Source organism: Pseudomonas sp. N2-3-1-14 (genome assembly GCF_041228395.1).
Taxonomy (GTDB): Bacteria; Pseudomonadota; Gammaproteobacteria; order Pseudomonadales; family Pseudomonadaceae; genus Aquipseudomonas.
Window position 1 is genome coordinate 522086 of the sequence record NZ_CP166199.1, and the last position, 26307, is coordinate 548392.

16 protein-coding genes and 2 pseudogenes are annotated in these 26307 nt (G+C 61.2%); 10 read left to right on the forward strand and 8 right to left on the reverse strand.

Annotated features, from left to right (window positions below; translation table 11 throughout):
- Positions 1 to 124: 124 nt before the first annotated feature.
- From phaC to AB5I78_RS02505, 7 genes are all read right to left on the reverse strand, one after another.
- A complete protein-coding gene (gene phaC, locus AB5I78_RS02475; RefSeq protein ID WP_369301638.1) occupies positions 125 to 1804 on the reverse strand; it encodes a class II poly(R)-hydroxyalkanoic acid synthase in 1680 nt (559 codons plus the stop codon).
- A gap of 249 nt (positions 1805 to 2053) precedes the next feature.
- Complete coding sequence (locus tag AB5I78_RS02480) at positions 2054 to 2431, reverse strand: gamma-butyrobetaine hydroxylase-like domain-containing protein (protein ID WP_145159973.1); 378 nt, start codon at positions 2429 to 2431, stop codon at positions 2054 to 2056.
- Between the two features lie 187 nt (positions 2432 to 2618).
- Positions 2619 to 3956, reverse strand: coding sequence for an ATP-dependent protease ATPase subunit HslU (gene hslU, locus AB5I78_RS02485; RefSeq protein WP_008439258.1), 1338 nt, complete (start codon positions 3954 to 3956; stop codon positions 2619 to 2621).
- A 37-nt stretch (positions 3957 to 3993) separates the two neighbouring features.
- Positions 3994 to 4524, reverse strand: a complete 531-nt coding sequence (gene hslV, locus AB5I78_RS02490; protein WP_003237338.1) for an ATP-dependent protease subunit HslV — start codon at positions 4522 to 4524, stop codon at positions 3994 to 3996.
- A 258-nt stretch (positions 4525 to 4782) separates the two neighbouring features.
- A complete protein-coding gene (locus tag AB5I78_RS02495; protein WP_053253947.1) occupies positions 4783 to 5484 on the reverse strand; it encodes an SPOR domain-containing protein in 702 nt (233 codons plus the stop codon).
- A gap of 1 nt (position 5485) precedes the next feature.
- Positions 5486 to 7222 carry an arginine--tRNA ligase gene (gene argS, locus AB5I78_RS02500; protein WP_242198799.1) on the reverse strand — a complete coding sequence of 579 codons (1737 nt, stop codon included), beginning with the start codon at positions 7220 to 7222 and terminating at the stop codon, positions 5486 to 5488.
- A gap of 190 nt (positions 7223 to 7412) precedes the next feature.
- Entirely contained in the window at positions 7413 to 9632 is a 2220-nt protein-coding gene (locus tag AB5I78_RS02505; protein ID WP_369301636.1) for a primosomal protein N', read from the reverse strand.
- A gap of 327 nt (positions 9633 to 9959) precedes the next feature.
- Here AB5I78_RS02505 and rpmE point away from each other — a divergent pair, with 327 nt between their 5' ends.
- Both rpmE and AB5I78_RS02515 read left to right on the forward strand, forming a co-directional pair.
- Positions 9960 to 10190 (forward strand): 50S ribosomal protein L31, encoded by a 231-nt coding sequence (gene rpmE, locus AB5I78_RS02510; RefSeq protein WP_049710411.1) that lies wholly within the window; start codon positions 9960 to 9962, stop codon positions 10188 to 10190.
- Between the two features lie 287 nt (positions 10191 to 10477).
- Positions 10478 to 11746, forward strand: a complete 1269-nt coding sequence (locus tag AB5I78_RS02515; protein ID WP_056860619.1) for a malic enzyme-like NAD(P)-binding protein — start codon at positions 10478 to 10480, stop codon at positions 11744 to 11746.
- Between the two features lie 149 nt (positions 11747 to 11895).
- On the opposite strand, the gene AB5I78_RS02520 is transcribed toward AB5I78_RS02515, so the two are convergent.
- Entirely contained in the window at positions 11896 to 14361 is a 2466-nt protein-coding gene (locus AB5I78_RS02520; protein WP_370004710.1) for a penicillin-binding protein 1A, read from the reverse strand.
- Positions 14362 to 14582: 221 nt separating this feature from the next.
- Between AB5I78_RS02520 and pilM the strand changes: the two are divergent.
- The 8 genes and pseudogenes from pilM to gltB all read left to right on the forward strand — a co-directional run bounded on the left by pilM (position 14583) and on the right by gltB (position 26276).
- A pseudogene (pilM, locus tag AB5I78_RS02525) lies at positions 14583 to 15235 on the forward strand (type IV pilus assembly protein PilM).
- On the forward strand, positions 15235 to 15786 hold the full coding sequence (locus AB5I78_RS02530; RefSeq protein WP_369301632.1) for a PilN domain-containing protein: 552 nt from the start codon (positions 15235 to 15237) through the stop codon (positions 15784 to 15786). The pseudogene pilM and the gene AB5I78_RS02530 overlap by 1 nt, the downstream one beginning before the upstream one ends.
- A complete protein-coding gene (locus tag AB5I78_RS02535) occupies positions 15783 to 16754 on the forward strand; it encodes a pilus assembly protein PilP (RefSeq protein WP_369301631.1) in 972 nt (323 codons plus the stop codon). The genes AB5I78_RS02530 and AB5I78_RS02535 overlap by 4 nt, the downstream gene beginning before the upstream one ends.
- Before the next feature lie 141 nt (positions 16755 to 16895).
- Positions 16896 to 18149 (forward strand): annotated as a pseudogene (locus AB5I78_RS02540) (type IV pilus secretin PilQ); the annotation flags it as partial.
- 4 nt (positions 18150 to 18153) lie between these two features.
- Entirely contained in the window at positions 18154 to 18672 is a 519-nt protein-coding gene (aroK, locus tag AB5I78_RS02545) for a shikimate kinase AroK (protein ID WP_145159987.1), read from the forward strand.
- Positions 18673 to 18796: 124 nt separating this feature from the next.
- Complete coding sequence (gene aroB, locus AB5I78_RS02550) at positions 18797 to 19897, forward strand: 3-dehydroquinate synthase (RefSeq protein ID WP_145159990.1); 1101 nt, start codon at positions 18797 to 18799, stop codon at positions 19895 to 19897.
- Positions 19898 to 19907: 10 nt separating this feature from the next.
- Positions 19908 to 21482: an SPOR domain-containing protein gene (locus AB5I78_RS02555; protein WP_369301627.1), complete on the forward strand. Its 1575-nt coding sequence runs from the start codon at positions 19908 to 19910 to the stop codon at positions 21480 to 21482.
- Positions 21483 to 21830: 348 nt separating this feature from the next.
- Positions 21831 to 26276, forward strand: coding sequence for a glutamate synthase large subunit (gltB, locus tag AB5I78_RS02560; RefSeq protein WP_369301626.1), 4446 nt, complete (start codon positions 21831 to 21833; stop codon positions 26274 to 26276).
- Positions 26277 to 26307 lie beyond the last annotated feature (31 nt).

Sequence of the window (26307 nt, forward strand, 5' to 3'; positions counted from 1 at the left end):
GGTCAATGTGGGAGCTGGCTTGCCTGCGATAGCAATCTGTCAGTTAGCTCATCATCTAGCTGACCCACCGCTTTCGCAGGCAAGCCAGCTCCCACATTGACCTCATTTCAAGCACAAAATTTATTTATCGTTCATGCACATAAGTACCCGGCGCCGCCTCGCCGGCGGCATAGGTCTTGTTACCCAGGCTTGTAGGTGCTTTCTTCATTTTTCCCGCGCGCTCTGCCTGCCACACCTGCCAATGCAGCCACCACGAGTCAGTGTGTTTGGTCGCATTTTCCTGCCATTCCAGCGCCTTGCCCGCCAGGCCATCGCTGGTCTGGTAGCGTGCCTTGGGGTTGCCCGGCGGGTTGAGGATGCTCTGGATATGCCCACTGCTGGACAACACAAACTCGACCTTGCCGCCAAACAACTGCGCCGACTTGTAGCAGGATTGCCACGGCGTAATGTGGTCGTTGGTGCCGGCCAGTGAGTAGATGTCGGCGGTAACCTGCTTGAGGTCGATCGGCGTGCCGCACACTTCCAGTGCGTTGGCACGCACCAGCGGGTTGTTCTTGAACAGTTCAATCAGGTCGCCGTGAAAGGCGGCCGGCAAACGCGTGGTGTCGTTGTTCCAGAAGAGGATGTCGAACACCGGCGGCTCGTTGCCCAGCAGGTAGTTATTGACCCAGTAGTTCCAGATCAGGTCGTTGGGGCGCATCCAGGCAAACACCTTGGCCATGTCGCGGCCTTCCAGCACGCCGGCCTGGTAGGAGTGGCGCTTGGCTGCCTCCAGGGTCTGTTCGTCGACGAACAGCGCTACCTGGGTGTCCAGCGTGGTGTCCAGCACGCTCACCAGCAAGGTCAGGGCGTTGACCTTCTTCTCCCCCAGCGCCGCGTAGTGGCCCAGCAGCGCGGTGCAGGTGATACCGCCGGAGCAGGCGCCGAGCATGTTGATGTCTTTGCTGCCGGTAATCGCCGTGACCACATCGACCGCTTCCTTGAGCGCCTCGATATAGGTCGATAGGCCCCACTCGCGCTGGGCCTTGGTCGGGTTGCGCCAGCTGACGATAAACGTCTGCTGGCCATTACGCAGGCAGAAGCGCGCCAGGCTCTTTTCCGGGCTCAGGTCGAATACATAGAATTTGTTGATCTGCGGCGGCACCACCAGCAGTGGGCGCTCGTGCACCTGTTCGGTGATCGGCTTGTACTGGATCAGCTCCAGCACGTCGTTGCGAAAGACCACGGCGCCTTCGGTGGTGCCCAGGGTCTTGCCCACTTCGAAGGCACCCATGTTGACCTGGCTCGGCATGCCGCCGTTGTGCACCATGTCCTTGGCCAGATGGGACAAGCCATCGAGCAGGCTTTTGCCGCCGGTTTCAAAGAAGCGTTTGACCGCCGCCGGGTTGGCCGCGCTGTTGGTGGGGGCCATGGCTTCGGTCATCAGGTTGATCACGAAGTGGCCGCGGCTGATGTCCTGATCCGACAGGTTGCTGTCGCCGATCCAGTCGTGCAGTTCCTTGCGCCACGCCAGGTAGGTTTGCAGGTAACGTTTGTAGAGCGGGTTCTGGCTCCACGCCGGGTCGCTGAAGCGACGGTCATCGCCTTCAGGCACAAGCGCGGACTTGCCGAACATCACGTTCTTCAACTCAACACCGAAATGCGCGACGTGTTTGACGCTGTGTAACGGTTGCTTGATGGCTTGGGTCAGCACCATCTTCGCCGAAGCGAGTAAGTCCTTTTTTCGTAACGCGATGATCGGGTTTAGCCCCAGGGTGTTTTCAGAGGCCTGGCGTTTCAAGTCATCGTTATTCTTGTTACTCATCTACGACGCTCCATTGTCCGAAAGACGAGTACCGGCGATTGCTGCGCACCCAATTTCGATACACGACACCAGCCTGGTACTGCGACTCGGGTGACCGTTGATACCGCATCGTCAAATGCAGGGAACTTGCCAGTTCCATTGGTTACCCGAGTTTAATTTTTTTCGCAAGCGGGCCAATCGTTGACCACGCGACAGGGCATTCAAGCAGATGAAATTAGAAAATGCCCTCTAAAGAGCAAGACGCCTGAGTTAGAGCATCAGCCGCACGACCGACTCGCTCGGGTCGCGGGTTTTACCGGCTGCTTTGAGCTCAGCAAGATAGTCGGCCCACAGGGCTTCCTGGCGCACGGCCAACTGGTAGAGGTAGTCCCAGGTGAACAGTCCGCTGTCATGGCCGTCGTCGAAGGTCAATTTCAGTGCGTACTGACCGGCCGGTTCTACCTTGATCAGCCTGACGTTGATCTTGCCGAATTGCAGGATGGGTTTGCCGTGGCCCTGGACCTCGGCGGAAGGTGAGTGGGTGCGCAATAGTTCGGCGGGGAGCTGGTAGACCTCGTCGGGCCCGTAGGTGAGGCCGAGGGTGTTGGAGGTTTTGTGCAGGTTTACGGCAGTAGGAAATTTCGACATTGATAATAATCCTGAAGAAACCGGCTCAAAAATGTGGGAGGGCTTCTGTGGGAGCCGGGCTTGCCCGCGATGCAGGCACCTCGGTGTTTCAGAAACACTGAGGTGATGCTATCGCAGGCAAGCCAGCTCCCACAAAAGCCAGCTCCCACAAAAGCCAGGCTCCTACATACGCCTTTTTCTAAAAGGCTTACAGGATATAACGAGACAGGTCTTCGTTCTGCGCCAATTCGCCCAGGTGGCTGTTGACGTAGTCGGCGTCGATCTTGATCGCTTCGCCATTCTGCGCACCGGCCATGTCGCCAGCGCTGAAGGACACTTCCTCGAGCAGGCGCTCAAGCAAGGTGTGCAGACGACGCGCACCGATGTTCTCGGTCTTCTCGTTAACCTGCCAGGCAATCTCTGCCAGGCGCTTGATCCCGTCCGGCAGGAACTCAATGCCCAAACCTTCGGTTTTCAGCAGCTCACGGTATTGCTCGGTAAGCGACGCATGCGGCTCGCTGAGGATGCGTTCGAAGTCGCCCGGGGTCAGCGCCTTGAGTTCCACACGAATCGGCAGACGGCCCTGCAGCTCCGGCACCAGATCGCTTGGCTTGCTCAGGTGGAATGCACCGGAGGCGATAAACAGGATGTGGTCGGTCTTGACCATGCCCAGCTTGGTGTTCACGGTGCAGCCTTCGATCAGCGGCAGCAGGTCACGCTGTACGCCCTCGCGGGACACGTCGACGCCACCGGAGTTACCGCGCTTGGCCACCTTGTCGATCTCGTCGATAAACACGATGCCGTGCTGCTCGACCGCTTCCAGCGCCTTGGCCTTGAGTTCTTCCTCATTCACCAGGCGCCCGGCTTCCTCGTCGCGCACCAGTTTCAGCGCTTCTTTCACCTTGAGCTTGCGGCTTTTCTTCTTGCCCTTGCCCATGTTGGCGAACAGGTTCTGCAGCTGGCTGGTCATTTCTTCCATGCCAGGCGGTGCGGAAATATCCACGCCAGACACTTCGGCGACTTCGATCTCGATTTCCTTGTCGTCCAGCTGGCCTTCACGCAGGCGCTTGCGGAACAGCTGACGGGTATTGGAATCGGATGACGGCGCGGCGTCTTCGTTAAAGCCCATGCGCGCCGGTGGCAGCAGGGCGTCGAGGATGCGTTCTTCGGCGGCGTCTTCGGCGCGGTGGCTGACCTTGGTCATTTCCTGTTCGCGCAGCAACTTCAGGGCGGCGTCGGCCAGGTCACGGATGATCGACTCGACGTCGCGGCCCACATAGCCCACTTCGGTGAACTTGGTGGCTTCGACCTTGATGAACGGGGCGTTGGCCAGTTTGGCCAGGCGCCGGGCGATTTCGGTTTTACCGACGCCGGTCGGGCCGATCATCAGGATGTTCTTCGGCGTTACTTCAACGCGCAATTCTTCCGGCAATTGCATCCGGCGCCAGCGGTTACGCAGCGCAATGGCAACGGCGCGCTTGGCATCGTCCTGGCCGATGATATGGCGGTTAAGTTCATGGACGATTTCGCGGGGAGTCATGGACATAGTGTTTGGCGGCCTCAAGCGGGAATAAGCCTACGGCTTACTCGGCGAGGTCCTGCTCCTCAATGGTGAAGTTGTGGTTGGTGAACACGCAGATGTCGCCGGCAATGCCCAAGGCAGTCTCGACGACTTCACGGGCCGACAGATCGGTTTTCTTCAGCAAGGCGCTGGCGGCCGCTTGGGCATAACCACCGCCGGAACCCATGGCGATCAGGCCATGTTCAGGCTCAACCACATCGCCGTTACCGGTGATGATCAAGGACGCGTCTTTGTTGGCGACGGCCAACATGGCTTCCAGGCGGCTGAGGGAGCGGTCGGTACGCCATTCTTTGGCGAGTTCGACAGCGGCGCGAACGAGGTGGCCCTGGTGTTTTTCCAGCTGGCCCTCGAAACGCTCGAAGAGGGTGAAGGCGTCGGCGGTAGCGCCGGCAAAGCCCGCGAGAACCTGACCGTGGTATAGACGACGCACCTTTTTGGCGTTGCCTTTCATCACGGTGTTGCCAAGGGAAACCTGGCCGTCGCCGCCCATGACGACTTTGCCGTGGCGACGTACTGAAACGATGGTGGTCAAGGGGAGAGTCTCCACGCAGCGGGGCGAAAATGCCCTGATGGAATCTCATATGGGGGTGGCGGGAGGGATTTCAACCGTAGAGGGTTATGGCGGACGGGCGGTGTTTATAGGTCTTACACCTTCTCAAGCACACCGCAAAACCGAATGTGGGAGGGGGCTTGCCCCCGATGGCGGTGCATCAGTCGCCAAAAATAGTGACTGATCTACCGCTATCGGGAGCAAGCCCCCTCCTACATTTTGATCCGCGTTGACTCTGAATCAGCGGCTCTGGCGTTGTTGTAACAACAGGTTGCTAAACCCTGCGCCGGCCAGTTGCTTCTGCGCCACGGTCAGCTGTTCACGGTTGCTGAACGGCCCCACCAGCACGCGATACCAGGTCGCATCCTTCACCGTGCCGGACTCCACCGTCACCGCCTGGCCCAGCAGGATGATCTGTGCACGCACGCGATCCGCGTCTGCCTGTTTCGGGAACGAGCCCGCTTGCAGGAAGAACTTGGTCACCGGCGCAGCCTTGGTGGTGGCCACGGGCGGCGGCGGCGGCGGGGTGATCCCGGCCAGCGCAGCTTGCGCCCGCGCGGTATCGATTTTCGCCGCTTCCGCTGGCGTCACCGGCGTGGTCGGCACTTGCGGCGTCGGCAGGGTTTTCTCCGGCACGGCGTCGGGCGGCACAATCACTTCCGATTCCGGCAGCAGCGTGTAGAAGTCGTATTTCGGCTTCACCGGTGCAGTCGGGCTTGGCGCCGTCTTGTTGGCTTCAGCCATTTTCGTGGCCTTCTGCTGCTCTTGCTTGACGCGCTTGACGTCATCGCCCTTGCCCGGCTCCAGCTTCATCAGGATCACGACGAACGCACCGACCGCCAGGCCGATGGCCATCCACAACCAGCCCGGAATAGGCTTCTTTGCCGGGGCTTGATAGCGGCTGGCGCCGCGCTTGGGTGCAGGTTTTTTCTTGGCAGCCAACTTACATACGCTCCAGGGTTTCCAGGCCTAACAGTTCCAGGCCTTGCTTGAGGGTCCGTCCAGCCAGTGCGGCGAGGCGCAGGCGACTTTGCTTTTGGGCTTCGTCGTCGGCGGTGAGGATCGGGCAGTTCTCGTAGAAGCTGGAGAACAGACCGGCGACTTCGTACAAATAGGTGCACAGGATATGTGGCGTGCCTTTCTCACCGACGCTGTTCAGCACTTCGCCGAATTGCGCCAGTTTGGCCGCCAGTTCCTGTTCATGCGCGGCATCCAGCACGATCTGGCCTTCAACTTCGCTGAAGTCCTTGCCCAGCTTGCGGAACACACCGGCGACGCGAGTGTAGGCGTACAGCAGGTACGGCGCGGTGTTGCCTTCAAAGTTGAGCATCAGTTCGAAGTTGAAGCTGTAGTCGCTGGTGCGGTGCTTGGACAGGTCGGCGTATTTCACCGCGCCAATGCCCACCACGCGGGCGATGTTGCGCAGCTCGGCTTCGGCCAGTTCCGGGTTCTTTTCCTTCACCAGGTTGTAGGCACGTTCCTGGGCTTCGTTCAGCAGGTCGATCAGCTTCACGGTGCCGCCGTCGCGGGTCTTGAACGGGCGGCCATCGGCGCCGTTCATGGTGCCGAAGCCCATGTGTTCCATGTGCATCGGGTGGGTGACGAAACCTGCGCGGCGTGCCACTTCAAACACCTGCTGGAAGTGCAGGGCCTGGCGCTGGTCGACGAAATACAGCGCGCGGTCGGCCTTGAGCACGCCGCTGCGGTAGCGCACGGCCGCCAGGTCGGTGGTGGCGTAGAGGTAGCCGCCATCGGCCTTGACGATGATCACCGGCAGCGGCTCGCCGTCGGCGGTCTTGAATTCTTCGAGGAACACGCACTGCGCGCCGTTGCTCTCGACCAGCAGGCCTTTGGCCTTGAGGTCGTTGACCACATTGATCAGGTCGTCGTTGTAGGCGCTTTCGCCCATCACGTCGGCCATGGTCAGTTTTACGTTGAGCAGTTCGTAGATTTCCTGGCAGTGCGACAGCGAGATCTCGCGGAAGCGGCCCCACAACGCCAGGCATTCCTCGTCACCGGCTTGCAGCTTGACCACCAGGCCACGGGCGCGGTCGGCGAATTCTTCGGATTCGTCGAAACGCTTTTTGGCGGCGCGGTAGAAGTTTTCCAGGTCGGCCAGCTCGTTGCTGGTGATCGGGTTTTCCTGCAGGTAGGCCATCAGCATGCCGAACTGGGTGCCCCAGTCGCCCACGTGGTTCTGACGGATCACGGTGTCGCCGAGGAACTCCAGCACCCGCGCCACGCCGTCGCCGATGATGGTCGAACGCAAGTGGCCGACGTGCATCTCTTTGGCCAGGTTGGGTGCCGACAGGTCAATGGCCACGCGCTGCAGCGGGCCGGCCTTGCGCACGCCGATCCTGGCGTCGGCCAGGGCGGCGTCCAGGCGCGAGGCCAGGGCCTGGGTGTTCTGGAAGAAGTTGATGAAGCCAGGGCCGGCGATTTCGGCCTTGGTGACGCTGTCGTCAGCCGGCAGCGCGGCAATGATTTTTTCCGCCAGGTCGCGCGGCTTCATGCCCGCAGGCTTGGACAGCATCATCGCGATGTTGCTGGCGAAGTCACCGTGGGTCTTGTCGCGGGTGTTTTCCACCTGGATCGCCGGCGTCAGGCCTTCAGGCAACACACCTTCGTTGACGAGTTGGGTGAGGGCTTGTTGGATCAGCTGGCGAATGGTGTCTTTCATGGTGTTCTCTTTCGACCGCAAGCGGCGGCGCGCGATGCGCAGGTGGAAAAACTGGGCATTATCCGTGGCGAGGGCGGGCTTGCCAACCGTTCAGACCAGATGGCGGACCTGCGGGCCTCATCGCGGGCAAGCCCGCTCCCACATTTAAAGGTGTTCACATTTCAAAATGTGGGCGCTGGCTTGCCTGTGATCAATACAGGTCTACCGGGTCCACATCCAACGACCATCGCACCTGGCGGCCACTGGGCATTTGCTCCAGAGCAAGCAACCAGCTACTTAATAGCCGATGCAGGGGCGCGCGGGACGTTGCCTGCAAGAGTAGCTGAGCGCGATAACGCCCGGCGCGGCGTTCCATGGGCGCAGGCACCGGGCCGAGCAATTCGATGCCGGTCAGACCCAACTCGCCGAGCAAACGTTCGGCGGCGCTGCACGCCTCATCCAGAAAACCTTCCGCCTGCCCCGGTTTATGGGCTTCGGCCCGCAACAGTGCAAGGTGTGAGAAGGGCGGCAAGCCGGCAGAGCGGCGTTCGCTCAGTGCCTGTTCGGCGAAGGCGAAGTAGCCTTGTTCTGTCAGCTGGATCAGCAGCGGATGGTCGGCCAGGTGCGTCTGGATAATCACTTTGCCCGGTTCTTCAGCGCGCCCGGCGCGGCCTGCGACCTGCACGATCAGCTGCGCCATGCGCTCGCTGGCGCGGAAATCACCAGAGAACAGGCCGCCGTCGGCATCCAGGATCGACACCAGCGTCACCCGTGGAAAGTGGTGCCCCTTGGCAAGCATCTGCGTGCCGATCAGGATGCACGGCTGGCCTTTCTGGATGGTCGCGAACAGCTGGTTCATCGCGTCTTTGCGCGAGGTGCTGTCGCGGTCGACCCGCAGCACCGGGTAGTCCGGAAACAGAACGCCCAGGCGCTCTTCGGCGCGCTCGGTGCCCGCGCCCACTGGGCGCAAATCCACTTTGCCGCACTGCGGGCAGTGGCGCGGCACTCGTTCAACATGGCCGCAGTGATGGCAGCGCAGCTCGCCGTGGCGCTGGTGCACGGTCATGCGCGCATCGCAGCGCTCGCACTCGGACATCCAGCCGCAGTCATGGCACAGCAACGTCGGCGCAAACCCTCGGCGGTTGAGAAACACCAGCACTTGCTGGCCGGCGGCGAGGGTCTGGCCGATGGCTTGCTGCATCGGCCCGGAAATGCCGCTGTCCAGTGGACGGCTTTTTACATCCAGACGCAGGAAGCGCGGTTGCTTGGCGCCGCCTGCACGCTCATTCAGGCGCAGCAGCCCGTAACGGCCGGTGTAGGCGTTGTGCAGGCTTTCCAGGGACGGCGTGGCCGAGCCCAGCACAATCGGGATGTCTTCCTGGCGTGCGCGCACCAGCGCCAGGTCGCGGGCGTGGTAGCGCAGGCCTTCCTGCTGTTTATAGGAGCCGTCGTGCTCCTCGTCGATGATGATCAGCCCGGGGTTCTTCATCGGCGTGAACAGCGCCGAGCGGGTGCCGATAATAATGTCGGCTTCGCCGTCCCGCGCGGCCAGCCAGGACTCCAGGCGCTCGCGGTCGTTGACCGCCGAATGCACCAGGGCGATGCGCGCGTTGAAGCGCTGCTCGAAACGCGCCAGGGTTTGCGGGCCCAGGTTGATCTCGGGGATCAGCACCAGCGCCTGCTTGCCGGCCTGCAGGGTTTCGCGGATGAGCTGCAGATAGACTTCGGTCTTGCCGCTGCCCGTCACGCCCGCCAGCAGGAACGCATGGAAGCTGTCGAAGCCTGCGCGGATTGCTTCATAAGCGGCACGTTGCTCGATGTTCAGCGGCAGTTCAGGCTGGGCCAGCCAGTGTTCGTGGCGTGGGTCGGGGGCGTGCTTGCGGATTTCCACCTGCACCAAGCCCTTGGCCAGCAGCAGGTCGAGGCTGTCCTTGCTCAGCATCAGCTTGCTCAATAGCTGATGCGCCACGCCGTGGGGATGCTGCGCCAGCGTGGCCAGGGCTTCACGCTGGCGCGGCGCGCGGGCGATGCGTGGGTCATCGAGGCGCGCGCCGGGCACCATCGACCAGAAGCGCTCCTGGCGTGCCTCGGCCAGCTCGCCCTGACGCAGCAGCACCGGCAGCGCCCAGCTCAAGGTATCGCCCAAACTGTGCTGGTAATACTGGGCGGTCCACAGGCACAGCTTGAACAGGGCCGGTGGCAGCGGCGCAGTGGCGTCGAGGATCGCGATGGCCGGCTTGAGCTTTTCTGCGGGCACTTCGCTGTGGTCGGCGACTTCCACCAGAATGCCGATCATTTCCCGACGCCCGAACGGCACGCGCACGCGCATGCCTGGCTGCAACTGTGCCCGCAGCACGCCGGCGGGGGCTCGGTAGTCGAACAGACGGCGCAGGGGCGAGGGCAGGGCTAGGCGCAAAATGGCGTCGGGCACGCGGGGAGTCTCATATATAGGCAGGCGGTGGCGCAGGGGCGGGAGCCTAGCAGACCTGCGGTAGAGGTGTCCTGTCTCTACTGCACGAGGCAGCGCTTCTGTGGGCGCTGGGCCTTTTGTGGCGAGCAGGCTTGCCACAACACCACCCGGCTCCCATATTGATCGTGGTGTGTCGGGGGTTTTTCTGATGAAAGGGGCTTATATGTGGGCAATCGGCCGCAAGCGCCGCTTGCGCGTTTAAAAAGGTCTGGTAGAATCCGCGGCCTAATTACGTGCGGTATTCGACAATAGTGTCGAGTGGCGGCACGCTAGCCCGAGGAAGTCACCATGAAAGCCGATATCCATCCAGCGTACGAAACCATCGAAGTAACCTGCAGCTGCGGCAACAAGTTCGAAACACGTTCGAACCTGTGCAAGCCACTGGGTACTGACGTATGCAACGAGTGCCACCCGTTCTACACCGGTAAGCAGAAAACTCTGGACACCGGCGGCCGTGTACAGCGCTTCGCAGATCGCTTTGGTGCTTTCGGCAAGAAGCCTGCTACTCCAGCAGAGTAAGGCTCAAAAGCCCTTCGGGTTTTTGTCAGCTGTTGAAGAAGGCGTCCTTTGGGACGCCTTTTTTGTGCCTGCAATTTGGTCGCGCGTGATTCAAATCAATTTTAATAAAAAAATTGTAGACATTTTTTAATGCGATTGTGAACAGTTGAGCCCTTGTATCCCGTGGCTCTTGGCCAAAAGTCGTAGCGCAGGGCCCTTGACACCTGTGACTGCCCAGTCTTGTAGGGACTTTGCGACACGCGTATCCTCGGCGGTCCGTCGACCAACAGTAAAAGCGGAATGCCGATATGTCTGATTTGAAAACTGCCGCTCTCGAATATCATGCCCATCCTCGTCCAGGAAAGCTGAGTGTAGAGCTCACCAAAGCCACTGCCACCGCCCGCGACCTGTCGCTGGCCTACAGCCCTGGCGTTGCCGAGCCCGTACGTGAAATCGCCCGCGACCCTGAACTGGCGTACAAGTACACCGGCAAAGGCAACCTGGTTGCAGTGATTTCCGATGGCACCGCGATTCTCGGCCTGGGCAACCTTGGCCCATTGGCGTCCAAGCCAGTCATGGAAGGTAAAGGCGTGCTGTTCAAGCGCTTTGCCGGCATCGACGTTTTCGACATCGAAGTCGATTCCGAAAGCCCGCAGGCTTTCATCGACACCGTAAAGCGCATTTCCATCACGTTCGGTGGCATCAACCTGGAAGACATCAAGGCACCTGAGTGCTTCGAGATCGAAAAGGCCCTGATCGAGCAGTGCGACATTCCGGTATTCCACGATGACCAGCACGGCACCGCGATCGTTACCGCGGCCGGCATGATCAACGCCCTGGAAATCGCCGGCAAAACCCTGGCTGACGCGCAAATCGTCTGCCTGGGTGCCGGCGCTGCGGCCATCTCCTGCATGAAATTGCTGGTGAGCATGGGCGCCAAGCTGGAAAACATCTTCATGGTCGACAGCAAGGGCGTTGTTCAGTCCGAGCGTACCGACCTGAACCAGTACAAGGCGATGTTTGCCCACGCGACCGACAAGCGCACCCTGGCTGACGCCCTTGACGGTGCAGACGTGTTCGTTGGCCTGTCTGGCCCGAACCTGCTGAGCGCCGAAGGCCTCAAGTCGATGGCGGCCAACCCGATCGTGTTCGCCTGCTCCAACCCTGATCCGGAAATCTCCCCGGAACTGGCCCACGCCACCCGTAACGACGTGATCATGGCCACCGGCCGTTCGGACTACCCGAACCAGGTCAACAACGTACTGGGCTTCCCGTTCATCTTCCGCGGTGCCCTGGACGTTCGCGCCAAGCGCATCAACGAAGAGATGAAAGTGGCTGCGGCCAATGCCCTGCGTGAACTGGCCAAACTGCCGGTGCCTCAGGATGTATGCGATGCGTACGGTGGTGCTCCACTGGCGTTCGGCCGTGAGTACATCATTCCTAAACCAATGGATAAGCGCCTGATCACCCTGATCTCCGATGCCGTGGCCAAAGCCGCGATCGAGACCGGTGTGGCGACCCTGCCGTATCCGAAACATTACCCGCTGCAAAGCGTGGACGATGTGTTCAACGGCTAAGCCGTTGTAGCGCACCAACAAAAAGCCCCGGCTCTTGCGAGTCGGGGCTTTTTATTACCTGCGATTTAACTGGAGCTGTTTAGACATCCAAATGTGGGAGGGGGCTTGCCCCCTCCCACATTTTGCACCTCGTCGGCTTGAGGTCGCGATCAGAACAAATCGATCGGCGCCCCTTCATCCGCCGGCAGCGGGCTGCCCGGTGCAACGCCATTGCCCAGTTCGTTGACCGACGGCGGCGTGTCTTCGCTCTTGAACAGCTCGAAGTACGCGTTCGGCGTGCTTGGCGAAGCCGCACGGCCACTCACCGGGTCAATCCGCAGGCTGAGAATGCCTTCAGGCTCAGGCTGGGTGTGCAGCGGCTTGTCCTTCAAGGCCGCGCCCATGTAGCTCATCCAGATCGGCAGCGCGACGGTGCCACCAAACTCGCGGCGACCCAGGCTTTCCGGCTGGTCGTAGCCGGTCCACACGGTGGTCACGTAGTCGGCGTTGTAGCCGGAGAACCAGGCGTCCTTGGAGTCGTTGGTGGTACCGGTCTTGCCGGCGATGTCCGCACGGCCCAGCGCCAGGGCGCGACGGCCGGTGCCTTTCTTGATCACGTCTTCCAGGATGCTGTTGAGGATATACGTGGTGCGGCCATCCACTACGCGTTCAGCGACTGCTGGCGTTTGTGGCTCGTTCGCGGCGGTGGTGTTCGGTGTGGCTGGCGCTGCGCCCGGTGTCGGCTCGATGGTGATGCCGCCGTTGCTGGGCGCCGCGATGCCATCAGGCGCCGCCACGCCGTTGACCACGTCACCCGGCACGCGCGGAGGGTTGGCGGTAAACAGGGTGTCGCCATTGCGGCTTTCGATCTTGTCGATCAGGTACGGTGAGATCTTGTAGCCGCCGTTGGCAAAGGTGCTCCAGCCCGTGGCGATCTCCATCGGCGTGAGAGTCGCGGTGCCCAGCGCCAGGGACAGGTTGGGCGGCAGGTCCGACTTGTTGAAGCCGAAACGCGTCATGTAGTCGATGGTTTTGCCCACGCCCATTGCCTGCAGCAGGCGGATCGACACCAGGTTACGCGACTTGTACAGCGCCTCGCGGATGCGGATCGGGCCGAGGAAGGTGTTGGTGTCGTTCTTCGGGCGCCAGACCTTGTCCAGGTACTCGTCGACAAACACGATCGGGGCGTCGTTGACCAGGCTGGCGGCGGTGTAGCCGTTATCCAGTGCGGCGCTGTAGACGAACGGCTTGAAGCTCGAGCCCGGCTGGCGCTTGGCCTGGATGGCACGGTTGTAGTTGCTCTGCTCGAAGGCAAAACCGCCGACCAGGGCACGGATTGCACCGTTCTGCGGGTCCAGGGACACCAGCGCGCCTTGGGCCACAGGGACCTGGCTGAATTTCAGGCTGTCGTCTTTCTGGCGTTGCACGCGGATCAAATCACCCACCTGTGCCACGTCCGACGGCTGCTTGGGCATCGGGCCCATGCTGTTGGTGTTCAGGAAGGGACGTGCCCACTTCATGCTGTCCCACGCCACGTGCGCTTCGCCGGAGCGGGTCAGCACCTGCACGCCATCTTTCTTCACTTGGGTGACGATGGCGGGCTCCAGGCCGCTGATCGGGCGCTGTTTGCCCAGTTCAGTGGTCCAGGCGCTCAAAGTCTTGCCTGGCAGGCGGGATTCGGGGCCCCGGTAGCCGTGGCGCTGGTCATAGGTGACGAGGCCATCGCGTACCGCGTTGTTGGCAATTTCCTGCAAGTTGCTGAGAACGGTCGTGGTCACGCGGAAGCCTTCGGTGTAGGCCTCGCTACCGTAACGGCCGACCATCTCGGCGCGCGCCATTTCAGCGATGTACGGTGCGTTCACTTCCGGCGTCGGCACGTGGTAGCTGGCATTCAGCGGTTCGGCCACGGCGCTTTCATAGGCGGCCTGGTCGATCTTGCCCAGCTTGTACATGCGGCCGAGGATCCAGTCGCGGCGCTCTTTGCTGCGCGCCGGGTTGGCCAGCGGGTTAAAGCGCGAAGGGGCCTTGGGCAGGCCGGCAATCATTGCCATTTGCGCCAGGCTGGCGTCACGAATCGACTTGCCGTAGTAGACCTGCGACGCCGCCTCGATCCCGTAGGCGCGGTTGCCCAGGTAGATCTTGTTAACGTACAGCTCAAGGATCTCGTCCTTGGTCAGCTGGCGTTCGATCTGCAGGGCCAGCAGGATTTCAGTGGCCTTGCGCGAAAAACTGCGCTCGCTGGTGAGGAAGAAGTTCTTCGCCACCTGCATGGTGATGGTGCTGCCACCGGATTGAATGTGTCCGCTTTTTACCAGCTGGGTAGCCGCACGCACCAGACTGCTGGGGTCAACGCCGTAGTGATTGGCGAAATTATCGTCTTCTGCCGACAGCAGGGCATTGATGAAATTGGGTGGAATGTCGGCGAAACGGATCGGTGTGCGGCGCATCTCGCCGAACTCCGCGATCAGTTTTTCGTCGCTGCTGTAGACCCGCAAAGGAATCTGCAACTGGATACTTCTGAGTGCCTCTACGGAAGGCAAACCCGGACTAAGGTAGAGGTAGGCACCGCTGAGTACGAGCAGCAGCCCGCAGACAATCGCGACAATGGAGTACCCGAAAAACTTCAGCAGACGAATCAAGGCTTTTGGATTTCCAGAGAAAAGAATGAGTTAGGCGTCGGGGCATGCATGGCAAACGATGGATCGACCCGAGCAGCAGATAAATAGCGGGAAAAAACGCTGGGCATTAAAGCATTTTTCGGCTTGGGGCGTCATTCACGCCACTCAAACAAGTCGACCGAATGCACGATGGCCGGCGGCAATCAGGCGGTATGACAGGCAAAGTTTTGGGGAGTTTTATGAGAAAAGGATTTTTCAGGCGCAAAACCGACACCCTGCTGGGCGTCGACATCAATGACACGGGCATCAAGCTGATAGAACTGGGCCATTCGGCCGCGGGTTACCGGGTGCAGGGCTACAGCATCCAGGTGTTGCCGCCGAATGCGATGGTCGATGGCACCTTGCTGGACCTTGAAGAGGCAGGGCGGGCCTTGCACCTGGCGTTATCCCGGCTGCGTACGTCCGCTCGGCAGGCGGCCGTCGCTGTGGCGGGCCCGTCGGTCATCACGCGGGTCATCGACATGGAGGCCGGGCTCAGTGATGAAGAGATGGTCTGGAAGATCCAGATGGAAGCCGACCAGTACATTCCTTACCCGCTGGATGATGTAGCCATCGATTTTCAGGTGCGCGGCCCCTCGGCCCAGGATCCGGCCGGGTCGAGGTTTTACTGGCTGCCTGCCTGAGGGAGCAGGTCGAGGCGCGCACTGCGGTTTTGGCCCTGGCGGGGCTCGTGACACGGGTAGTGGATGTCGAAGGGTTTGCATTGGAGCGCGCTTGCAGTCAGGATTTCGCCAGCTTCACGCCGGGTCATCAAGTCGATGGCACACAATGGGCCGTGGATGCCCACGGGATGGGAATTGCTTGCGGGTTGGCCCTGAGGAGTTTCGCTTGATGACAAGAATCAACCTTTTGCCTTGGCGCCAAGCCCTGGCGGACCGGCGTCGCAAATACTTTCTGATGTTTTTGCTGGCGTTCGCCTGTGCGGCCTTCGCGGCGTTATGGCTGGCGGACCAGGTGATTGACCAGGCCATCGACCGGCAGGGCGCGCGCAATAACCATCTGAGCAAAGAAGTGACTGTCGTCGATTCGCGCATCAAGACCATCGACGACTTGCAGGAGCAAAGCCAGCAACTGGCCGCGCGCATGAAAGTCGTGCAGGACCTGCATGATGCCCGCTCTTCCAGCGCGCAGATGTTTGATCAACTGGCCCGCGCGGTGCCCGAGGGTGTCCATCTGCATGAAGTGGTGGCGAACGGCGACACCATCAGTGTCAGCGGCAGTGCCGAGTCCAGCCAGGACATTGCTCAACTGATGCGCCGCCTGGAAGCTTCGCAGGGCACCCACGCCACTCGGCTTCAGCATGTGCGGGTAGAGGGCGAGCGTGGCGGTAACGAATTCCAATTGATGGTGCGCCAGGGGGAATCCACCGAGGCTCAGCCTTGAGCCTGCCCAGGCTCGACTTTTCCACGTTCTCTCACAACGCTTCGAAATGGCCCTTGCCGGGCAAGCTTCTGCTGGGCTGTGCGCTGGCAGGCTTGGTGCTGGCGGTGGGCGATAGCGTTTATTTGAGCCCGTCACGCGAGCGTTTGCACGAGTGGGAGGCGCAGGAAAAGGTCTTACAACAGGTACTCGCGCAGAAGGTCGATCTGGCCACCCGCCTTGAGGGCAGCGCCCACCCGGCTCAGGTGATGCAGGAAAAAACCGATGGGGGCTTAGGGCAGTTGTCTGGCGCACCTGACATGCCAGCCCTGCTGGATGAAATTGCGCGGCTGGTGGCTGCCAACGGCGTGGTGGTTGAAGGTGTCACGGTGCTGGACGAGCAAACTCGGCCGTTTTACATCGAGGAGCCGGTGCAGGTCGATGTGGTTGGGGCCTACCACGACCTGGCTACCTTCGTGAGTGCGTTGGGCGGCTTGTCTCGGATTGTTACCGTGCATGACATCACGCTTCGTTCTGAAGGGTCGTTGCTGCGCCTTGGCATGTTGGTGAAGACCTACCGGAGCACGTCGCTGCGCGGCGAACCTGACTCGGTTTTCGAGTCGGCGCCAGCATTTGTCTACGACGCATTTTCCCTGCGTGACCCGTTCCAGCCGGTCGCATTGCAGGTTGAACACCTGCCCGGACGCCCGGTGCTGGCGCCTGACCTTGCCCGGGTCCGCGGCGCCCTGGAAAAAGTCGCCATCGACCAGTTCGAGATGGTCGGTACGCTGTCCCGTGGGGAGCAGAGCTTTGCGCTGTTGCGTGTGGCCTCCACGGTGCACCGGCTGGCCGTTGGCGACTACCTGGGGCCGAACCACGGCAAGGTCACGGCCATTCATGACGGCTACATCGAACTGGCAGAGCTGTTCCCCGATAAACAGGGCGCGTGGCTGGAGCGCCCGCGAACCCTCGTGTTGAAACTCAACTCATAACGGAATCAAACAATGAAATGGACTTTCTCGTCCTTCGGTGTGGCGCTATGGATAGCGTTCACGGCACCGACGGCATTCGCTGTGCCCACTCGTGTGGACCTGATCCAGCTGCCGCCGCCTGGCAGTGCGGCGCCAGGCACCTACCACGGCGCCAAACTGAACCTCAACTTCCAGAACATCGATGTGCGTGCGGTATTGCAGCAGATTGCCGATGTCGCCGGGCTCAACCTGGTTGCCAGCGATGAAGTGCAAGGCTCCATCACCTTGCGGCTCAAGGACGTGCCCTGGGACCAGGCGCTGGACCTGGTATTGCAGACCAAAGGGCTGGATAAGCGGGTGAAGGCCGGCGTTTTGCTGGTGGCACCCGCCGATGAGCTGGCTGCGCGTGAATTGCTCACGCTGGAATCGCGCAGGCAGATGGCTGAGCTGGCGCCTTTGCGCCGGGAGCTGTTGCAGGTCAACTACGCCAAGGCGGCGGACCTGGCCAAGCTGTTCCAGTCGGTGACAGGCCTTGAAGGCGTCGGCGATGAGCGCGGTTCCGTGGCAGTGGATGACCGCACCAATAACATCATTGCCTACCAGACTGGCGAGCGCCTCGAAGAGCTGCGCCGGATTGTGGCGCAGCTGGACGTCCCGGTGCGCCAAGTGATGATCGAGGCACGGATCGTCGAGGCCAATGTTGATTACGACAAAAGCCTCGGCGTGCGCTGGGGAGGGCGACTCAACCGTGCCAATTGGGGCGCTGGGGGCATCAGCAAACCCTTGGCCGCCGGTGCCGAGCCACCGCAGAACCCTGTCAGTTCGCCATTTGTCGACATGGGAGCGCTCACCGGTACATCGGGCTTGGGCATCGCCTATATCACCAACAACCTGTTGCTGGACCTTGAACTGACGGCCATGGAGAAAACCGGCAACGGCGAAATCGTCTCACAGCCCAAGGTGGTCACTTCCGACAAGGAAACGGCACGGATCCTCAAGGGCACCGAGATTCCCTATCAGGAATCCAGCTCCAGTGGCGCCACCTCAGTGTCGTTCAAGGAAGCTTCGCTATCGCTGGAGGTGACCCCGCAAATCACCCCTGATGGCTGGGTGATCATGGAGGTCAAGGTCACCAAGGATGAGCCCGACTACCTGAACAAGCTCAACGACGTGCCGCCGATCAAGAAAAACGAAGTCAACGCCAAGGTGCTGGTCAAGGATGGCGAGACCATCGTCATCGGTGGCGTTTTCTCCAACACCCAAAGCAAAGTGGTAGATAAAGTGCCATTTTTAGGCGATGTGCCGTATCTTGGCCGCCTTTTCCGGCGCGATGTGATGGCGGAAAGAAAATCCGAGCTGCTGGTATTCCTGACTCCGCGTATTATGAATAACCAGGCGATTGCTGTGAGTCGTTGATTCTGTGCGAAATTTGATTCTTGTAGGACCGATGGGGGCTGGAAAAAGCACCATCGGCCGTTTGCTGGCCAAAGAGCTGCGCCTGCCATTCAAAGATTCCGACAAGGAAATTGAATTGCGCACGGGCGCCAATATCCCATGGATCTTCGATAAGGAAGGCGAACTGGGCTTTCGCGACCGCGAGCAGGCGATGATTGCCGAGCTGTGCGGTTGCGACGGCTTGGTATTGGCCACCGGCGGCGGCGCTGTCATGCGCGATGAAAACCGCCGGGCGCTGCATGCCGGTGGGCGCGTGGTCTACCTGCATGCGTCAGTCGAGCAGCAAGTGGGTCGCACCGCCCGCGACCGGAATCGCCCATTGTTGCGCACCGCTGACCCGGCAAAAACCCTGCGGGATTTGCTGGCGCTGCGCGATCCGCTGTATCGGGAAATTGCCGATCTGGTGGTGGAAACCGATGAGCGGCCGCCGCGAATGGTCGTTCTCGACATTCTCGAGCGTTTACAGCAGCTGCCACCCCGTTAAAGCCAGACCCGAAATGCGCTATTCTCGGCGGCGCGCTAACAGCCTTCGAGGTGTGGCGTAGAGCCATCAGGCAGCGTCAGATCCGAGCGTTGCCGATCGTATATCCATCTTCACGCGGGGACACATGCAGACACTTAAGGTCGATCTAGGCGAGCGCAGCTACCCAATCCATATTGGCGAGGGTTTGTTGGACCTGCCCGAGTTGCTCGCCCCGCATATTGCCGGTCGGCAAGTGGCGATCATCTCCAATGAAACGGTCGCGCCGCTGTATCTTGAGCGCCTGAGCCGCAGCCTTGCGGCGTACTCGGTGATTTCGGTGATCCTGCCTGACGGCGAGGCCCACAAGAACTGGGAAACCCTGCAACTGATCTTTGATGGCCTGCTGACTGCGCGTCATGACCGCCGGACCACGGTGGTCGCTTTGGGCGGCGGTGTAATCGGCGACATGGCCGGCTTTGCGGCGGCCTGTTATCAGCGCGGTGTGGACTTTATCCAGGTGCCGACCACCTTGCTGTCCCAGGTCGATTCGTCGGTAGGCGGCAAAACCGGCATCAACCACCCGCTGGGCAAGAACATGGTGGGTGCGTTCTATCAGCCCCAGGCCGTGCTGATTGACACCGCGACGCTGAACACGCTGCCACCGCGCGAGCTGTCGGCGGGCCTGGCGGAAGTCATCAAGTACGGGCTGATCTGCGACGAGCCGTTCCTGACCTGGCTTGAAGAGCATATGGACGCCCTGCGCGCTCTGGATCAAGTGGCACTTACCGAAGCGATTTCCCGCTCCTGCGCCGCCAAGGCGCTGGTGGTGAATGCCGACGAGCGGGAGTCTGGCGTACGCGCCACCTTGAACCTGGGTCACACCTTCGGCCATGCGATCGAAACGCACATGGGCTATGGTGTGTGGTTGCATGGGGAAGCCGTAGCGGCTGGGACAGTGATGGCGTTGGAGATGTCGCAACGCCTGGGCTGGATCAGTGCCCAGGAGCGGGATCGGGGTATTGGCTTGTTCCAGCGCGCCGGTTTGCCGGTAGTTCCTCCTGAGGAGATGACCGAGGCGGATTTCCTCGAACATATGGCAATAGACAAGAAAGTGATCGACGGTCGCCTACGACTGGTGCTGCTGCGCCACATAGGCGAAGCGGTAGTGACCGACGATTATCCGAAAGAGATTTTACAGGCCACGCTGGGAGCGGATTACCGCGCCCTGGCCCAGCTTAAAGGTTAATAAGATCCCGATGACTAGTTTGCATGCCGACGAGGCGTTCCTCGGCCATTACCAGTTAAGCCACGACCCTTTTGCTCCGCGGGTACCTGGCTTCAAATTTTTCCCTGCCCAGCGCAAGCCGGTGCTTGGTCAGTTGCACCATCTGGCGCGCTACAGTCAGCTGTTGCTGGTGGTCACCGGGCCGTTGGGCAGCGGCAAGACCCTGCTGCGCCAGGCACTGGTCGCCAGCACCAACAAGCAATCGGTACAGAGCGTGGTGGTGTCGGCCCGCGGTGCCGGTGACGCGGCGGGCGTATTGCGCCAAGTGGCCCAGGCGCTGAACGTATCCAATGCCGAGCCGAACGCGATCCTCAAGCAAGTGGTGCAGCTGGGCCTGACCGGCCAGGAAGTCTACCTGCTGGTGGACGACGCCGAGCAGCTCGACGAATCCGCCCTGGAGGCGCTGTTAGCGCTGGCTGCGGGCACGCCTGAAGGCCGCCCGCACGTGTTCCTGTTTGGCGAGTCGTCGTTGATCGCCGATCTGGAGCAGATCAGCGGTGATCAGGAGCTGTTTCACGTTATCGAATTGCAGCCGTACGAAGAGGAAGAAACCCGCGAATACCTGGCGCAACGCCTTGAGGGCGCCGGGGCCGGTATCGAACTTTTCTCCGCTGCGCAGATCTCTGATATTCACGAAAGCTCCGACGGCTGGCCTGGCACCATCAACCAGGTTGCCCGGGATGCCTTGATCGAAGCCATGATTGCAAGCCGCTCTGCGGTTAAGCGTCCAAAGATGGGGTTTACTATGCCTAAGAAGCACGTATTGGCTATTTCCGCCGTTGTCGTGGTCGCTGTCGCCGCCGCCTGGTTGATCCCTGGCCGTAGCAAGGCGCCCACCACCGCCGGCGCGCCAACCGAACAGGCGCAGTTGCCACTGGGCAAGCCCACACCAAACGTCGAATTCGCCAACTCCGGCCAACCGACCAACCTGCCGATGGTTGGCCAGCCGGTAATGCGTGGCCCGCTCGCCGAAGAAGCCGGTGGCATTTCCGAAGGCGACGACGGTGTGCCGGTGGAGGGCTCCAGCGCCACGCCGCCGACCGTGACCACTACCGCGCCGCCTGCGGGCGTGCCAGCCGGTCAGCCGGCAGCTCCGGTTGCCAAGCCAACCCCTGCACCGACTGTCGCCACCGCCAAGCCAGCGCCAGCGCCGGTGACCAAGCCTGTCGCACCGGCGCCAGCCGCCAAGCCAGCGCCGGCACCGGCTGCCAAGCCTGCCGAGAAACCTGCGGCGACCGTCGCCAAAGCAGGCGGCGCCGGCAGCAGCTGGTACACCAGCCAGCCAACCGGCAACTTCGTGGTGCAGATCCTCGGCACCAGCTCCGAAGCCAACGCTCAGGCGTTCGTGAAAGAGCAGGGCGGTGAGTACCGTTATTTCAAGAAAGTGCTCAACGGCAAGCCTCTCTACGTGATCACCTACGGCAACTTCTCCAGCCGTGCAGCAGCTGAATCCGCTATCAAGGCCTTGCCAGCGAAGGTTCAGGCTGGTAAACCTTGGCCTCGCACTGTCGCCAGCGTCCAACAGGAACTGGCAACAACTCGCTGAAGATTCGGCGGCCTTACCCAGGCCGCCTCTCCCGGCACCTCAAAAAACTACAAAAGCGTGCAGCCCTGAAGGCCGCGCGCTTTGTGGTGTCTGCGCCCGTTGCTTTTGAGTCGTAGCGGTCAAAATTAAAAAAGTTTTGACTAGCACAGCATATCGTTTTAAACCTTTCATAAATGCGACATAGATTTGCGACATTTCGTCGTTAAATTTGTGAGCGTTCGTGTCGGTGTGTACAATGACCTCCCTTTTGCCCCCGCTAAGCCGGCGTACGTTCGGCGTGGAAGGTAACCGGTTGAATTGAAAAGAAATTTGCCTCGTTATAAGAGGCAGCCTGGTGAGAAAGTGTCTATGAAAGCAGGTCTGTACCAACCCGATGAATTCAAGGATAACTGCGGTTTCGGCCTGATAGCCCACATGCAGGGCGAGCCCAGTCATACCCTTTTGCAAACGGCCATCGAGGCCCTGACCTGCATGACCCACCGCGGTGGGATCAACGCCGACGGCAAGACCGGTGACGGTTGCGGCTTGCTGATTCAAAAGCCCGACCAGTTCCTGCGTGCTGTCGCAAAAGCGCAATTTGCGGTCGACCTGCCCAAGCAGTACGCCGTGGGCATGGTGTTTTTCAACCAGGACCCGGTTAAAGCCGAAGCCGCTCGCGAAAACATGAACCGCGAGATCCTGGCTGCCGGCCTGCAGCTCGTCGGCTGGCGCAAAGTGCCAATCGACACCAGCGTGCTCGGCCGTCTGGCCCTGGAGCGCCTGCCGCAGATCGAACAAGTGTTCATCGCAGGCGAAGGCCTGAGCGACCAGGACATGGCGATCAAGCTGTTCACCTCGCGTCGTCGTTCGTCGGTGGCCAACGCTGCCGACACCGACCACTACATCTGCAGCTTTTCGCACAAGACCATCATTTATAAAGGCCTGATGATGCCGGCGGACTTGACCGCCTTTTATCCAGACCTGAGCGATGAGCGCCTGCAAACCGCGATCTGCGTGTTCCACCAGCGCTTCTCCACCAACACCCTGCCGAAATGGCCGCTGGCTCAGCCATTCCGCTTCCTCGCCCACAACGGCGAGATCAACACCATCACCGGCAACCGCAACTGGGCCGTGGCCCGTCGCACCAAGTTCGCCAACGATTTGATGGACCTCGAAGAGCTCGGCCCGCTGGTCAACCGCGTGGGTTCGGACTCCTCGAGCATGGACAACATGCTCGAACTGATGGTCACCGGCGGCATCGACCTGTTCCGTGGCGTGCGCATGATCATTCCGCCTGCGTGGCAGAACGTCGAAACCATGGACCCGGACCTGCGTGCATTCTACGAGTACAACTCGATGCACATGGAGCCGTGGGACGGCCCGGCGGGCGTGGTCATGACCGACGGCCGCTACGCGGTGTGCCTGCTCGACCGTAACGGTCTGCGCCCGGCGCGTTGGGTCACCACCACCAACGGTTTCATCACCCTGGCGTCGGAAATCGGCGTGTGGGACTACAAGCCTGAAGACGTGATCGCCAAAGGCCGCGTCGGCCCTGGCCAGATCCTGGCTGTGGACACCGAAACCGGGCAGATCCTCGACACCGATGCCATCGACAACCGCTTGAAGTCGCGTCACCCCTACAAGCAATGGCTGCGCAAGAACGCCCTGCGCATCCAGGCGACCATGGAAGACAACGATCACGGCTCGGCTTTCTACGACGTCGACCAGCTCAAGCAATACATGAAAATGTATCAGGTCACGTTCGAAGAGCGCGACCAGGTGCTGCGTCCGCTCGGCGAGCAAGGCTACGAGGCCGTCGGCTCCATGGGCGATGACACGCCGATGGCCGTGCTGTCCCAGCGCGTGCGCACGCCGTACGACTACTTCCGCCAGCAGTTCGCCCAGGTGACCAACCCGCCGATCGACCCGCTGCGTGAAGCCATCGTGATGTCGCTGGAAGTGTGCCTCGGTGCCGAGCGCAACATCTTCCAGGAGTCGCCTGAGCACGCCTCGCGTGTGATCCTCAGCTCGCCGGTGGTGTCTCCGGCCAAGTGGCGTTCGTTGATGACCCTGGATCGCCCAGGCTTCGACCGCCAGATCATCGACCTGAACTACGACGAGAGCCTGGGCCTTGAAGCCGCGGTGCGTAACGTCGCCGATCAGGCCGAAGAAGCCGTGCGCGCTGGTCGTACGCAGATCGTGCTGACCGACCGCCACATCGCGCCGGGCAAGCTGCCGATCCACGCCTCGTTGGCGACCGGTGCGGTGCACCACCGGCTGACCGAAAAAGGCCTGCGTTGCGACTCCAACATCCTGGTTGAAACCGCCACCGCCCGTGACCCGCACCACTTTGCGGTGTTGATCGGTTTCGGCGCGTCGGCGGTGTACCCGTTCCTGGCGTACGAAGTGCTCGGTGACCTGATCCGCACTGGTGAAGTGCTGGGCGACCTCTATGAGGTGTTCAAGAACTACCGCAAAGGCATCACCAAGGGCCTGCTGAAGATCCTGTCGAAGATGGGCATCTCCACCGTCACGTCCTACCGCGGCGCGCAGCTGTTCGAGGCCATCGGCCTGTCCGAAGAAGTCTGCGAGCTGAGCTTCCGTGGCGTGCCGAGCCGCATCAAGGGTGCGCGTTTCGTCGACATCGAAGCCGAGCAGAAAGCCCTGGCAGCCGAAGCCTGGAGCGCGCGCAAGCCGATCCAGCAAGGCGGCCTGCTCAAGTTCGTGCACGGTGGCGAATACCACGCCTACAACCCGGACGTGGTCAGCACCCTGCAAGCCGCCGTGCAGCAGGGCGACTACGCCAAGTTCAAGGAATACACCGCGCTGGTGGATAACCGTCCGGTGTCGATGATCCGCGACCTGTTCAAGGTGAAAACCCTGGACACGCCGCTGGCCATCAACGAGATCGAGCCGCTCGAATCGATCCTCAAGCGTTTCGACTCTGCCGGTATTTCCCTCGGCGCCTTGTCGCCTGAGGCTCACGAAGCCCTGGCCGAAGCCATGAACCGCCTGGGTGCGCGTTCCAACTCCGGCGAAGGCGGTGAAGACCCGGCGCGCTACGGCACCATCAAGAGCTCGAAAATCAAGCAGGTCGCGACCGGCCGTTTCGGTGTCACCCCGGAATACCTGGTCAACGCCGAAGTGCTGCAGATCAAAGTCGCCCAGGGCGCCAAGCCGGGTGAAGGCGGGCAACTGCCAGGCGGCAAGGTCAACGGCCTGATTGCCAAGCTGCGTTATGCGGTGCCGGGCGTGACCCTGATTTCGCCGCCGCCGCACCACGACATCTACTCGATTGAAGACTTGTCGCAGCTGATTTTCGACCTGAAACAAGTCAACCCGCAGGCGTTGGTCTCGGTGAAACTGGTCGCGGAAGCCGGCGTGGGCACCATTGCCGCTGGCGTGGCCAAAGCCTATGCCGACCTGATCACCATCTCCGGCTACGACGGCGGCACCGGCGCATCCCCGCTGACCTCCATCAAGTACGCCGGTGCGCCGTGGGAACTGGGCCTGGCGGAAACCCACCAGACCCTGCGCGGCAACGACCTGCGCGGCAAAGTGCGCGTGCAGACCGACGGCGGCCTGAAAACCGGCCTCGACGTGATCAAGGCGGCGATCCTCGGCGCCGAAAGCTTCGGCTTCGGTACCGCGCCAATGATCGCCCTGGGCTGCAAATACCTGCGCATCTGCCACCTGAACAACTGCGCCACCGGCGTGGCGACTCAGAACGAGAAGCTGCGCAAGGATCACTACATCGGCACCGTCGACATGGTGGTGAATTTCTTCACCTACGTCGCCGAAGAAACCCGTGAGTGGCTGGCCAAGCTGGGCGTGCGCTCCCTCGAAGAACTGATCGGGCGTACCGACCTGCTCGACATCCTCGAAGGCCAGACCGCCAAGCAACAACACCTGGACCTGACGCCGCTGCTGGGCAGCGATCACATCCCGGCAGACAAGCCGCAATTCTGCCAGGTGGACCGCAACCCGCCGTTCGACAAAGGCCTGCTGGCCGAGAAGATGGTCGACATGGCCAGTTCCTCGATTAACGACGCCAGCGGTGGCGAATTCGCCCTGGACATCTGCAACTGCGACCGTTCCATCGGCGCACGCATCTCCGGCGAAATCGCGCGCAAGCACGGCAACCAGGGCATGGCCAAGGCGCCGATCACCTTCCGTTTCAAGGGCACTGCGGGCCAGAGCTTCGGCGTGTGGAACGCCGGCGGCCTGCACATGTACCTGGAAGGTGACGCCAACGACTACGTAGGCAAGGGCATGACCGGCGGCAAGCTGGTGATCGTTCCGCCAGTCGGCAGCGTCTACAAGACTCAAGACAGTGCCATCATCGGCAACACCTGCCTGTACGGCGCAACCGGCGGCAAGCTGTTTGCAGCCGGAACGGCCGGTGAGCGTTTCGCGGTGCGTAACTCCGGTGCCCACACCGTGGTGGAAGGCACGGGCGATCACTGCTGCGAGTACATGACCGGTGGTTTTGTCGCGGTGCTGGGCAAGACTGGCTACAACTTCGGCTCGGGCATGACTGGCGGTTTCGCCTACGTGCTCGACCAGGACAACACCTTTGTCGACAAGGTCAACCACGAGTTGGTCGAGATCCAGCGGATCAGCGGCGAAGCGATGGAATCCTATCGCAACCACTTGCAGCATGTGCTGGACGAATACGTCGAGGAAACCAACAGCGAATGGGGTCGTAACCTCGCTGAAAACCTCGATGACTACCTGCGTCGTTTCTGGCTGGTCAAGCCCAAGGCTGCCAACCTGAAATCGTTGCTTTCCAGCATCCGTGCCAACCCGCAGTGATATGCGCCTGAAGAGTTTGATGAGGTTTTAA

Bases quoted from the DNA above. Each gene is read 5' to 3' on its own strand.
- AB5I78_RS02555 (WP_369301627.1), top strand. From the start codon at position 19,908: ATGACTAGTTTGCATGCCGACGAGGCGTTCCTCGGCCATTACCAGTTA.
- AB5I78_RS02515 (WP_056860619.1), top strand. From the start codon at position 10,478: ATGTCTGATTTGAAAACTGCCGCTCTCGAATATCATGCCCATCCTCGT.
- argS (WP_242198799.1), bottom strand. From the start codon at position 7,222: ATGAAAGACACCATTCGCCAGCTGATCCAACAAGCCCTCACCCAACTC.
- hslU (WP_008439258.1), bottom strand. From the start codon at position 3,956: ATGTCCATGACTCCCCGCGAAATCGTCCATGAACTTAACCGCCATATC.
- gltB (WP_369301626.1), top strand. From the start codon at position 21,831: ATGAAAGCAGGTCTGTACCAACCCGATGAATTCAAGGATAACTGCGGT.
- AB5I78_RS02530 (WP_369301632.1), top strand. From the start codon at position 15,235: ATGACAAGAATCAACCTTTTGCCTTGGCGCCAAGCCCTGGCGGACCGG.
- aroB (WP_145159990.1), top strand. From the start codon at position 18,797: ATGCAGACACTTAAGGTCGATCTAGGCGAGCGCAGCTACCCAATCCAT.
- rpmE (WP_049710411.1), top strand. From the start codon at position 9,960: ATGAAAGCCGATATCCATCCAGCGTACGAAACCATCGAAGTAACCTGC.
- phaC (WP_369301638.1), bottom strand. From the start codon at position 1,804: ATGAGTAACAAGAATAACGATGACTTGAAACGCCAGGCCTCTGAAAAC.
- AB5I78_RS02480 (WP_145159973.1), bottom strand. From the start codon at position 2,431: ATGTCGAAATTTCCTACTGCCGTAAACCTGCACAAAACCTCCAACACC.